Genomic DNA, 11,586 nt, shown 5'->3' on the forward strand with positions numbered 1-11,586 from the left:
GGCGCCCGCCCCGTGGCGAGCCCCCGGCCGCAGCCGGGGCTCACCCCACCTCCGGCCCCCGCTCCGCGAACGGCGCCATCTCGCGGGCCAGCGCCACCGTCAGCGCCCGGAAGATCCGCACCTCGGGATGGGGGTCGCCGGACCGCGTCGCCAGCACGCTGTGCGCGGGCGCCGCGTCCAGCACCGGTACGTACACCGCCCCCGGCCACGGGTAGTACCGCGCGAACGACGCCAGCCCGGAGCCCGCCCCGCGCCCGGCGGCCACGCTGGTCAGCACGTCCTGCGGGGTCAGCGCACAGTCCGGCGCCCGCCGCTCGCCCGCGTCGAAGTAGAGGTAGTCCGTGAACGGCCGCGGCGTGTGGGACGGCAGCCGCAGATACGGCAGATCCAGCACATCGGCGACGCGCAGACCCTCCCGCCGCGCATCCGCGTACACCGAACCCGCCGACACCGCGACGATCCGCCGCTCCGTGGTCAGCACGTCCACCTCGATGTCCTCGGCCTCGATGGCCGGGCGGACGAACGCGACGTCCACCCGGCCCTCGCGCAGCGCGCTGCAGTGCTCCGTGAAGTTCAGCTGGACCAGCCGCAGCTCCACCTCGGGCCGCGCCCGCCGGAAGGCGTTGACCGCGGCGGGCGTCACCTCCGCCGAACCGTGGCCCATCACCCCGACGCGCAGCCCCCGCGCGGCCGGACCGCTGTCCAGGGCCACCTCGGAGACGTCCTCGACCGCCGCGTTCACCGCCGCCAGCAGCGTCCGGGCGTGCGACACCAGCCGCCGCCCCGCCGCCGTCGGCACCACCGTGCCCCGGCCGCGCTCCAGCAGCCGGGCCCCGAACTCCCGCTCCAGCTGTTGGACGTGGCCGGTCACCGCGGCCGGTGACAGGAACAGCCGGGCCGCGGCCCGGCCGAAGTGGCCCTCCTCGACCACCGCCAGAAAAGAAGACAGCCGCCGCAGATCCATGGCGCCACGATACGGCCGATGCCCCCGTCGGCTCGTACGCATTCACGATTTCTGAACGGCGGCGGCGCCGACCCCGCGGCCTCCCGTAGAACGGCCGGTATGACGACGCCTTCTCTCCGGACCGACGCGCCCGCAGCCGCCCCGGCGCCCCCGGCCGCCGGGTCCCGCCACTGGCTGCGCGCCGGCTGGCTGATGACCGCGTCCGGCTGGAGCGCCAACCAGTTCTCCGCCCTCCTCGGCGCCTACCGCTCCGACCTGGGCCTGACCGACGCCACCACCACCGGCCTCTTCGCGGTCTACGTCCTCGGCCTGATCCCCGGCCTGCTGCTCGCCGGACCGGCCGCCGACCGCCGCGGGCGCCGCCCGGTCACCTTCGCCGCGCTCGCCGTCTCCGTGCTGGCCACCTGCCTGCTGATGGCCGGCCCGTCCGCCGCCTGGCTGCTGTGGCCCGGCCGCTTCCTCACCGGGCTCGGCGCCGGGACCCTGCTCACCGCCGGCAGCGTCTGGATCAAGGAGCTGTCCGCCGCCCCGTACGGCACCGCCCCCAGCCCCGGCGCCGCCGCCCGCCGCTCCGGCCTCTTCCTCTCCGCCGGGTTCGCCTCCGGCGGCCTCGCCGCCGCCTGCATCGCCGAGTGGGCGCCGCACCCGATGGTGCTCGCCTACCTCCCGCACCTCGTCCTCGCCACCGCCGCCGCCCTCGGCGCGGCCCGCACCCCGGAGACCGCCGCGGCCCACCGCCCGGCCGGTACGCCCGCGCCGTCCGCCGAGCCCGCGCCCGCCCCGTCCACCGCGACCTTCCGCCGCCTCGTCGCCCCCATGGCGCCCTGGGTCTTCGCCGCCCCGACCATCGCCTTCGCGACCCTCCCGGGGCTGGTCGACACCCACCTCGACGGCTGGCGCACCGTCTACGCGGGCCTCGCCACCGCCGTCACCCCCGGCACCGGCATCCTCGTCGCCCCGCTCGCCCGCCGCCTCGCCGCCCGCCACCGCATGGCCACCGCGTTCTCCGGCCTCGGCGCGATCGCCGCCGGTCTGCTGCTCGGCGCCCTCGCGGTGGCCCGCACCGACCCGGCGCTGGGCCTGCTCGCCGCGGTCCTCCTCGGCGGCGGCTACGGCCTCTGTGTCGCGTACGGCCTCACCGAGGTCGCCGCGCTCACCCCGCCGCACCGGCTGGCCCGCCGCACCGCCCGCTTCTGGGCCCTGTGCTACCTGGGCTTCTGCGCCCCGTACGTGGTCACCCTGCTCACCGGCGCCTGGTCGCCGTCGGCGGTCCTGACCGGCGGCGCGGTCCTCGCCCTGCTGACGCTCGCCGCCCTCGTCCGAGGCGCCGCCCGCACCTGACCGGTCGGCCCCGCCCCGCCACGCTTGTGCCGCGTACGGGAGAATCGCCAGGACTCCTGGACCAACCTACGCGGAGGCAGCGTGTCCGGTTTTGTAGAAAAGCCCGAGCCCTTGCAGGTGCCCGGCCTCACCCACCTTCACACCGGCAAGGTGCGTGACCTCTACCAGAACGCCGACGGCGAACTGATCATGGTCGCCAGTGACCGCATCTCCGTGTACGACTGGGTGCTGCCCACCGAGATCCCGGACAAGGGCCGCGTCCTCACCCAGCTCTCCCTGTGGTGGTTCGACCAGCTCGCCGACCTCGTCCCGCACCATGTGCTCTCCACGGAGCTGCCGCCCGGCGCCCCCGCCGACTGGGCGGGCCGCACCCTCGTCTGCAGCTCCCTGGAGATGGCCCCCGTCGAGTGCGTCGCCCGCGGCTACCTCACCGGCTCCGGCCTCGCCGAGTACCGGGAGTCCCGCACCGTCTGCGGCCTGGCGCTCCCCGAGGGCCTCGTCGACGGCTCCGAACTCCCCGCCCCGATCTTCACCCCGGCCACCAAGGCGGCCGTCGGCGACCACGACGAGAACGTCTCGTACGAGGAGGTCGCCCGCCAGGTCGGCGCGGAGACAGCCGCCCGGCTGCGCCGCGCCACCCTCGACATCTACGGCCGCGCCCGCGACATCGCCCGCGGCCGCGGCATCATCCTCGCCGACACCAAGTTCGAGTTCGGCTTCAAGGACGGCGAACTGGTCCTGGCCGACGAGGTCCTGACGCCCGACTCGTCGCGCTTCTGGCCCGCCGACCTCTGGCAGCCGGGCCGCGCCCAGCCCTCCTTCGACAAGCAGTTCGTCCGCGACCATCTGACGTCCCCGGCGTCCGGCTGGGACCGCCACGGCGAACTCCCGCCCCCCGGCCTCCCGCAGGACGTCGTCGACGCCACCCGCGCCAAGTACATCGAGGCGTACGAGCGGCTGACCGGCCTGGCCTGGGCGTGAGCCCATGACAAAGGCCCCGGCTGGTGTTTCCACCGGCCGGGGCCTTTTGCTGAGCGGACGACGAGGCTCGAACTCGCGACCTCAACCTTGGCAAGGTTGCGCTCTACCAACTGAGCTACGTCCGCATGCTCCGGGCGAATCCGGCGGCCGTTTCCGGCCTCCACCGCGCGGTGCGGGGACCACTATAGCCAATGAATGCGGCCGCGCGAACCACGCCGCGACCCGCACCGCCCGGCCGCCACTTTTCTGTGTCCGCCGCCACATCTCCACAAGGGGCGGGCGGCGCATGACAAAGGCCCCGGCTGGTGTTTCCACCGGCCGGGGCCTTTTGCTGAGCGGACGACGAGGCTCGAACTCGCGACCTCAACCTTGGCAAGGTTGCGCTCTACCAACTGAGCTACGTCCGCAGGCATCCACCCGGCTTTCACCGAGCGGCGCGACAGCTACTCTACCTGATCGAAAAGACTGCTTGAGTCCAAAGACCGAGAACTGTCAGAGCGGGTGACAGGGATTGCACACTGCGCCTCCCTCTTGGAAAGAGGGCGCTCTACTACTGAGCTACACCCGCATGACTCCTCGGGGCCTGGCCCTGCGGCCTCGCCCCTCGGCGTGCTCCAGACTCTAGCTGATCAACAGGGGTGCCGTGCAAGTCGGCTCCGCGCGGGCCCCGGCGGGCCGCGCGCGGCTCAGTGGTTGGCCGCGCTGAACGCCTCGTAGACCTTCTTGGGGATGCGGCCGCGCGGCGGCACCTCCATCTGGTGCGAGCGGGCCCAGGCGCGGACCGCCGCCGGGTCGGGCGTCACCGCGGTGCGGTGATAGGTCTTGCCCGACCTGGCCCGCTTACGGCCGGCCTCGACGAACGGCTCCAGGGCGTCGCGCAGTTTCTTCGCATTGGCGGGATTGAGGTCGATCTCGTACGACTTCCCGTCCAATCCGAAGGCGACCGTCTCTGCGGCTTCTCCTCCGTCGATGTCGTCGGAGAGCGTTACCACTACGCGCTGCGCCACGGATATCGGTCCTTTCGTGCAGCAACCCCGTGTTGACGTGGGGTGTTGCTTCGGATCCTGTTGTCAGGAATCAATGCTTTTTCATTTGTACAGCGGTGGGCAATGCATTGTGAAGCCCAGTTAATTTCTTCAGCGTGTCATGTCGCAATCCGGAGCGTCGATCTTTTCGAGGATTTTCCCCGGTGTGCACGTCGGGCCGATACCGCACCGTGAGGGGACGATCACTTGTCTATGCGCGTAGAATTTCGCACACGGTAGTGTGAGGGAACCGCCTTACGCACCACACCACCGGGAGTGCCAGTGGCACGCGTCGTAGTCGACGTCATGCTCAAGCCGGAGATCCTCGACCCGCAGGGGCAGGCGGTGCAGCGCGCACTGCCACGCCTGGGATTCGAGGGGATCGCCGACGTCCGTCAGGGCAAGCGTTTCGAACTTGAGGTGGAGGGCCCGGTCGACGACGCCGCCCTCGCCCGTATCCGCGAGATGGCCGAGACCTTCCTCGCCAACACCGTCATCGAGGACTACACCGTCCGCGTCGAGGCCGGATCATGACTGCACGCATCGGAGTCGTGACGTTCCCCGGGACGCTCGACGACCGCGACACCCAGCGTGCCGTCCGGGTCGCCGGTGCCGAGGCGGTGCCGCTGTGGCACCGGGACAAGGACCTCAAGCAGGTCGACGCCGTGGTGCTGCCCGGCGGCTTCTCGTACGGCGACTACCTGCGGGCCGGGGCGATCTCCCGGTTCTCGCCGGTGATGGAGTCCGTCGTCGCGCAGGCGAAGGACGGGATGCCCGTCCTCGGTATCTGCAACGGCTTCCAGGTGCTCACCGAGACGCATCTGCTGCCCGGCGCGATGCTGCGCAACGAGAGCCTGCACTTCGTCTGCCGTGAGCAGAAGCTGCGGGTGGAGAACGCGGACACCGCCTGGACCGCGGATTACACCGCCGGCCAGGAGATCTCCGTCCCGCTCAAGAACATCGACGGCCGCTACGTCGCCGACGCGCGCACGCTCGACATGCTGGAGGCCGAGGGCCGCGTCGCCTTCCGCTACCTCGCCCACGGCGAAGCCGCTGATGGGTACGGCAACCCCAACGGCTCGCTCCGCGACATCGCCGGCATCACCAACGAGGCGGGCAACGTCGTCGGCCTCATGCCGCACCCCGAGCACGCCGTGGAACCGCTGATCGGCACGGGCCGCACCGACGGCCTCGGGTTCTTCACCTCGATCCTGAAGAAGTTGGTCAACGCATGACGCTGGACACGGTCAAGCATGCCGCTCAGACCCCGGAGGCCGAGCAGCCCTGGGCCGAACTGGGGCTGAAGCAGGACGAGTACGCGCGCATCCGCGAAATCCTCGACCGCCGCCCGACCGGCGCCGAGCTGGCGATGTACTCCGTCATGTGGTCCGAGCACTGCTCCTACAAGAGCAGCAAGGTCCATCTGAAGCAGTTCGGCGAGAAGGTCCCCGAGAACGACGCGATGCTCGTCGGCATCGGGGAGAACGCCGGTGTCGTCGACGTCGGTCAGGGCTACGCCGTCACCTTCAAGGTGGAGTCGCACAACCACCCCAGCTACATCGAGCCGTACCAGGGCGCGGCCACCGGCGTCGGCGGCATCGTCCGCGACATCCTCGCCATGGGCGCCCGTCCGGTCGCGGTCGTCGACCCGCTGCGGTTCGGCGCCGCCGACCACCCCGACACCAAGCGCGTCCTGCCGGGCGTCGTCGCGGGCATCGGCGGCTACGGCAACTGCCTGGGCCTGCCCAACATCGGCGGCGAGGTCGTCTTCGACGCCTGCTACCAAGGCAACCCGCTGGTCAACGCCGGCTGCATCGGTGTGATGAAGCACGAGGACATCCACCTGGCGAAGGCGTCCGGCGCCGGCAACAAGGTCATCCTCTACGGCGCCCGCACCGGCGGCGACGGCATCGGCGGCGTCTCCGTGCTCGCCTCCGAGACCTTCGACGACACCAAGCCGACGAAGCGCCCGGCCGTCCAGGTCGGTGACCCCTTCCAGGAGAAGCTGCTCATCGAGTGCACCCTGGAGGTCTTCAAGGAGCAGCTGGTCGCCGGTATCCAGGACCTCGGCGGTGCCGGTCTGTCCTGCGCCACCAGCGAGCTGGCGTCGGCCGGTTCCGGCGGTATGCGCGTCGAGCTGGACACCGTTCCGCTGCGTGACTCCTCCCTCTCGCCCGAGGAAATCCTCATGAGCGAGTCGCAGGAGCGCATGTGCGCGATCGTCGAGCCCGACAAGGTCGACCGCTTCCTGGAGATCTGCGAGAAGTGGGACGTCATCGCCACCGTGATCGGTGAGGTGACCGACGGCACCCGGCTGGAGATCTTCTGGCACGGCGAGCAGATCGTGGACGTCCCGCCGCGCTCGGTCGCCCACGAGGGCCCGACCTACCACCGGCCGTACGCCCGCCCCGACTGGCAGGACGCCCTCCAGGCCGACGACGCGAACAAGCTGGCCCGCCCGGCCGGCCCCGAGGAGCTGCGGGCGCAGATCCTCCAGGTCGTGGCGTCGCCGAACCAGGCGTCGAAGGCGTGGATCACCGACCAGTACGACCGGTTCGTACAGGGCAACACCGTCCTCGCGCAGCCGGAGGACTCCGGCATGGTCCGCATCGACGAGGAGACCAACCTCGGCGTCGCCCTCGCCACCGACGGCAACGGCCGCTTCGCCAAGCTCGACCCGTACGCGGGTGCGCAGCTGGCGCTGGCCGAGGCGTACCGCAACGTCGCGGCGACGGGTGCCAAGCCGCTGGCGGTCTCCGACTGCCTGAACTTCGGTTCGCCCGAGGACCCGGCGGTGATGTGGCAGTTCGCCGAGGCCACCCGCGGTCTCGCCGACGCCTGCCAGACCCTGGGCACCCCGGTGACCGGCGGCAATGTCTCGCTCTACAACCAGACCGGCGAGGTGGCGATCCACCCGACGCCGGTGGTCGCGGTGCTCGGTGTCATCGACGACGTCAACCGCCGGACGCCGGTGGCGTTCGCCGAGGAGGGGCAGCTGATCTACCTCCTGGGCGACACCAAGGAGGAGCTGGGCGGTTCGGCCTGGTCGCAGGTGGTCCACGACCACCTCGGCGGTCTGCCGCCCCAGGTCGACCTGGAGCGTGAGCGGCTGCTGGCGGAGATCTTGATCTCGGCCTCCCGCGACGGCATGGCCGACGCGGCGCACGACCTCTCCGACGGCGGTCTGATCCAGGCGCTGGTCGAGTCGTGCCTGCGCGGCGGCAAGGGCGCCCGGCTGGTCGTCCCGGAGGGCGTCGACCCGTTCGTCTTCCTCTTCTCCGAGTCCGCCGGCCGCGCCGTCGTCTCGGTGCCGCGGAGCGAGGAGCTGCGCTTCACCGACATGTGCGGGGCGCGCGGTCTGCCGGCCACCCGCATCGGTGTGGTCGACGGCGACGCGATCGACGTCCAGGGCCAGTTCAGCATCGCGCTGGACGAGCTGCGGACGGCGCACGAGGAGACGATCCCGGGCCTGATCGCCTGAGGGACCACCCCTGTGCGGCGGTGAGATGACCGCGGAACGGCCCGCCGGGATTCCCGGCGGGCCGTTCCTGTGGGGCCGTTCCCGTTCCGTACGGCAAGGACGAGGGCGCCCGCCGGTGACCGGCGGGCGCCCTGTCGTGCGGTGCGGTGCTCAGCCCTGCGCGGGCGTCACCGCCGTGCCGGCTGCTTCACCTCCTGGTCGCAGTGGTCCTCCTCACAGGGCTTGTCGCAGCGCTCGTCCCCGTGCCTGTCCCCGTGGTCGTCCTTGTACTGGTCGTCGTCGCAGGACTTGTCGCAGTGCTTGCCGTGGCACGGACGGTCGCAGTCCTTGCCCTTGCACGGCTTGTCACAGTGCTTGCCGTGGCAGGGGCGGCAGTCCTTGCCCTTGCAGGGCTTCCGCTCCTTGACCTTGACGGTGGCCTGGGCCGGTTCGGAGCGGACCCCGCCGTCGGCGGTGGCCACCGCGGTGTTGGTGATCGTGCCGCGCTCCGCGTCCTCCTTGGTGACGGTGTAGCTGCCGGTGCAGGTGGTGGACTCGCCCGGCGCCAGTGTGGTCGCCCGGCAGGTCACGTCGGAGACCCGGTTGTCCTCGACCGCGACGCCGTGCAGCGTCGTGGTCCCGGTGTTGGTGACGGTGTAGGTGTAGGTGATCCGGTCGCCCACCCGGTAGGTGCGGGAGGTGTCGACGGTCTTCTTGATCGACAGGCGCGGCTCGTTCTGCCCGACCTGGACCTCCGCGCTGTCCGGCGGCGATTCCACCGTGGTGCCGTCGGACTGTCCGTGCGCCACCGCCGTGTTGGTGATGTGCCCGGTTTCCGCGTCGGCGGCGGTCACGGTGTAGCTGCCGGTGCAGGTGGTGGACGCACCCGGGTCCAGCGTGGTCGCCAGGCAGGTGATCCCGGAGACCCGGTTGTCGGCGACGCTCACCCCGCTGATCGTGGTGTTACCGGTGTTGGTGACCCGGTAGGTGTAGGTGATCCGGTCACCCACCGCGTAGGTGCGGGAGGTGTCCACGGTCTTGTCGATCGACAGCCCGGGCCGGTCGGCGACGGTGTCGATCCGGGCGCTGTCCGGCGGTGAGGTGACTGCGGTGCCGTCGGACTGCCCGTGCGCCACCGCCGTGTTGGCGATGCTCCCGGCGTCCGCGTCGGCCGCGGTCACGGTGTATGTCCCGGTGCAGGTGGTGCTCTCACCGGGCGCCAGCGTGGTGGCCTCGCAGGTGATCCCGGAGACCCGGTCGTCGGCGACGGTCACGCCGCTGATCGTGGTGTTGCCGGTGTTGGTGACGCTGTAGGTGTACGTCACCTCGTCACCGACGCGGTACGGGTGCGAGGCGTCGACCGTCTTGTTGATCGACAGCGCGGGCTCGTTCCGTCCCACCTCGATCACCGCGCTGCTCGGCGGCGACTCCACGGCCGTACCGTCGGACTGCCCGTGCGCCACCGCCGTGTTGGCTACGCTCCCGGCCGCCGCGTCGGCATCGGTCACGGTGTACGTCCCGGTGCACTCGGTGCTCTCACCGGGCGCCAGCGTGTCGGCCGCGCAGGTGATCCCGGAGACCCGGTCGTCGACGACGTTGACGCCGGTGATCGTGGTGTTCCCGGAGTTCCGGACGACGTACCGGTAGGTGACGGTGTCACCGGCCTGGTACGGGTGCGAGGCGTCGACGACCTTCTGGATCTCCAGACCCGGCTGGTTGGGTACGACATCGATGCTCGCCTCGCCCGGCGGCGATTCCACGGTCGTGCCGTCGGACGCCGTCCCCTGGGCGACGGCCACATTGGCGACATTCCCGAGATCGGCATCGGCCCTGGTCACGGTGTACGTGCCGGTGCAGGTGGTGCTCTCACCGGGCGCCAGCGTGGTGGCCTCGCAGGTGATCCCGGTCGCCCGGTCGTCGGTGACGGTGATGTCGCTGAGCGTCCCGTCCCCGGTGTTGGTGACCGTGTAGGTGTAGGTGACCGTGTCCCCGACCTCGTACGGGTGCGAGTTGTCGACGCTCTTCGTCAGGCTCAGCGAGAGGTCGGAGGCGACCGCGATGACCGCCTGGTCCGGTGGAGACTCGACGGGGTTGCCGGCGGGATCCGTCCCGTGGGCGACGGCGGTATTCGTCACCGACCCGGCCCGGCCGTCCGCCTCGGTGACCGTATACGTCCCCGTACAGGTGGTGGAGTCACCGGGCTCGCCGCTCGGCGCCAGCGAGGTGGCCTCGCAGGTGATGCCGGTGACGTGGTCGTCGGAGATGTGGATGTCGCTCAGTGTGGTCGGACCGGTGTTGGTGACGTTGTAGGTGTACGTGACCTCGTCACCGACGCGGTACTCACGGGTCTCGTCGGTCGTCTTCTCCAGCCGCAGTCCCGGCCCGCGTTGGACCGGTAGCGTCACTTCGTCAGGCGGGGATTCCACCGGCCCTTCGGGTCCCGTGCCGTGGGCGACGGCGGTATTGGTCACCGACCCGGCCTCGGCGTCCGCGTCGGTGACGGTATAGGTGCCGGTACAGGTCATGCTCTCGCCGCTGGCCAGGGAATCCCTCGGACAGGTGATGCCGGGGACGCGGTTGTCCGTCACGTTGATGTCGTTCAGCGTGACGTTCCCGCTGTTGGTGACGACGTACTCGAACGGCACCTGCTGCCCCGGCGTCAGCGGCGTCGGGACCTCGGTGGCCTCGGAGACCTGCTTGACGAGGTTGAGCTGCGGCAGCGCCGCGGCCGGGCGCACGCTGACGTTCCGGATCAGATGGACGTCGGTGAAGAACCCGGTCGAGCCGGCGAACCCGAGCTTGTAGGTGCTCGGCACCGGGTTGGGTGCCGGGGTGGAGAGCACCTCCTGGGTGCCGTGGCCGTCGTGGAAGTCGATCCAGACGGTGACCACCGGGTTCGGGGACGGCGAGACCTCCACCGTCACGGTGCGCCGCGAGGGCTCAAGCAGCGCCTCGGCCTCGGCGGGCGACACGCCCGCGGGCAGCGAGGTGGTCGGCCCGTGCAGCTGGCCCGGCAGGGTGGAGGGCCAGGGGCCGCTGGTGGAGTGGTTGCTGGTGGTGGCGTCGAGGAAGCAGTAGCCCTCGGTGCCGTGGCCCGGCCCGCGCAGCGTGACCATGTTCGGGCCGGGGGCGGGGACGTGGAAGCCGGTGCCCGCCGGGGACCGCTGCGTACAGCCGTTGCCCCGGTGCTCCCAGTCGCCGAAGTAGTTTCCCAGGACGTCGAGACCGACGCCGAGGTAGCCGCGGTTGACGCCCGGCAGGAACGGCTGCGTCGGATCGTCGTCGGGGATCTTCTGCGCGTAGCCGAGACTGCCGCCGAACGCGCCCGGCGCGTCCAGCGTGGCCGCCCCGTCGATGAGGAAGAACGAGATGCCGTCGGCCGGCGGGTTGGTGGTGCCGCCGTACTGCCACTGGTCGAACGTGGTCACCAGGCCCTGGTTGGCGGGGAGGGCGTGGTTGTAGAGCGCCGCCGCGGCCCGGTCGTGCCCGGCGTCGGTCAGCCTCAGATAGCCGTGCGGCGCGGCGTCGTCCGGCGGTACGGGCCCGACCCCGTTCGGCGGGCAGCCGCCGAGCGGATGCGTCCCCGGGCCGGGGGCGGGGGCCGAAGGCGCGCCGGTCAGGCACGCATCCCCGAAGCCCTCGAACTCCGGGTCCGCCGTGGCCCCGGTGAACGTCTCGTTCACCAGCGGTACGCCCACCCCTTGGGCATGGGCGGCGGTGGCGGGCATGCCGAGGGTCGCGGCCACCATGCTGAGGACGCCCAGCAGGGCCATGGCCCATCTCCGCGCCCGGCCGTGCCACCCACTTTCGCCATA

General features: G+C 71.3%; 8 protein-coding genes and 3 tRNA genes. 5 read left to right on the forward strand and 6 right to left on the reverse strand.

Annotation, left to right across the window (positions count from 1 at the left end):
• Nucleotides 1-40 precede the first annotated feature (40 nt).
• The gene (locus tag ACZ4U4_RS04165; protein WP_467868877.1) at nt 41-964 is read right to left on the reverse strand and encodes a LysR family transcriptional regulator; all 924 of its coding nucleotides are present in this window, start codon (nt 962-964) and stop codon (nt 41-43) included.
• 99 nt (nt 965-1,063) lie between these two features.
• On the opposite strand from ACZ4U4_RS04165, the gene ACZ4U4_RS04170 reads away from it, so the two are divergent.
• Together ACZ4U4_RS04170 and ACZ4U4_RS04175 are read left to right on the forward strand one after the other, a co-directional pair.
• Nucleotides 1,064-2,305, forward strand: coding sequence for an MFS transporter (locus tag ACZ4U4_RS04170; protein ID WP_467868878.1), 1,242 nt, complete (start codon nt 1,064-1,066; stop codon nt 2,303-2,305).
• A gap of 81 nt (nt 2,306-2,386) precedes the next feature.
• Nucleotides 2,387-3,286 carry a phosphoribosylaminoimidazolesuccinocarboxamide synthase gene (locus tag ACZ4U4_RS04175; RefSeq protein WP_467868879.1) on the forward strand — a complete coding sequence of 300 codons (900 nt, stop codon included), beginning with the start codon at nt 2,387-2,389 and terminating at the stop codon, nt 3,284-3,286.
• Nucleotides 3,287-3,338: 52 nt separating this feature from the next.
• Here the strand turns inward: ACZ4U4_RS04175 and ACZ4U4_RS04180 are convergent.
• From ACZ4U4_RS04180 to ACZ4U4_RS04195, 4 genes are all read right to left on the reverse strand, one after another.
• Nucleotides 3,339-3,411 (reverse strand) — tRNA-Gly (locus tag ACZ4U4_RS04180).
• A 209-nt stretch (nt 3,412-3,620) separates the two neighbouring features.
• Nucleotides 3,621-3,693, reverse strand: a tRNA-Gly gene (locus ACZ4U4_RS04185).
• A gap of 89 nt (nt 3,694-3,782) precedes the next feature.
• Nucleotides 3,783-3,854: transfer RNA gene (locus ACZ4U4_RS04190), tRNA-Gly, on the reverse strand.
• 118 nt (nt 3,855-3,972) lie between these two features.
• Nucleotides 3,973-4,293 carry a histone-like nucleoid-structuring protein Lsr2 gene (locus tag ACZ4U4_RS04195; protein WP_467868880.1) on the reverse strand — a complete coding sequence of 107 codons (321 nt, stop codon included), beginning with the start codon at nt 4,291-4,293 and terminating at the stop codon, nt 3,973-3,975.
• A gap of 300 nt (nt 4,294-4,593) precedes the next feature.
• Between ACZ4U4_RS04195 and purS the strand changes: the two genes are divergently transcribed.
• Genes purS through purL form a run of 3 tightly spaced genes read left to right on the forward strand, consistent with a single transcriptional unit; the run spans nt 4,594 to nt 7,792 of the window.
• Nucleotides 4,594-4,845: a phosphoribosylformylglycinamidine synthase subunit PurS gene (gene purS, locus ACZ4U4_RS04200; protein WP_467868881.1), complete on the forward strand. Its 252-nt coding sequence runs from the start codon at nt 4,594-4,596 to the stop codon at nt 4,843-4,845.
• A complete protein-coding gene (gene purQ, locus ACZ4U4_RS04205; protein WP_467868882.1) occupies nt 4,842-5,546 on the forward strand; it encodes a phosphoribosylformylglycinamidine synthase subunit PurQ in 705 nt (234 codons plus the stop codon). Before purS ends, purQ begins: the two co-directional genes overlap by 4 nt.
• Nucleotides 5,543-7,792, forward strand: a complete 2,250-nt coding sequence (purL, locus tag ACZ4U4_RS04210; protein ID WP_467868883.1) for a phosphoribosylformylglycinamidine synthase subunit PurL — start codon at nt 5,543-5,545, stop codon at nt 7,790-7,792. Before purQ ends, purL begins: the two co-directional genes overlap by 4 nt.
• Nucleotides 7,793-7,959: 167 nt before the next feature.
• Here the strand turns inward: purL and ACZ4U4_RS04215 are convergent, their stop codons facing one another.
• Complete coding sequence (locus ACZ4U4_RS04215) at nt 7,960-11,544, reverse strand: DUF7507 domain-containing protein (protein WP_467868884.1); 3,585 nt, start codon at nt 11,542-11,544, stop codon at nt 7,960-7,962.
• Nucleotides 11,545-11,586 lie beyond the last annotated feature (42 nt).

The sequence above is a fragment of the Streptomyces sp. NPDC029159 genome (genome assembly GCF_055564055.1).

What these genes read in the sequence shown, in the direction of transcription:
- ACZ4U4_RS04165 (WP_467868877.1), bottom strand. Translation starts at nt 964, where the DNA reads ATGGATCTGCGGCGGCTGTCTTCTTTTCTGGCGGTGGTCGAGGAGGGC.
- ACZ4U4_RS04170 (WP_467868878.1), top strand. Translation starts at nt 1,064, where the DNA reads ATGACGACGCCTTCTCTCCGGACCGACGCGCCCGCAGCCGCCCCGGCG.
- purQ (WP_467868882.1), top strand. Translation starts at nt 4,842, where the DNA reads ATGACTGCACGCATCGGAGTCGTGACGTTCCCCGGGACGCTCGACGAC.
- purL (WP_467868883.1), top strand. Translation starts at nt 5,543, where the DNA reads ATGACGCTGGACACGGTCAAGCATGCCGCTCAGACCCCGGAGGCCGAG.
- ACZ4U4_RS04215 (WP_467868884.1), bottom strand. Translation starts at nt 11,544, where the DNA reads ATGGCCCTGCTGGGCGTCCTCAGCATGGTGGCCGCGACCCTCGGCATG.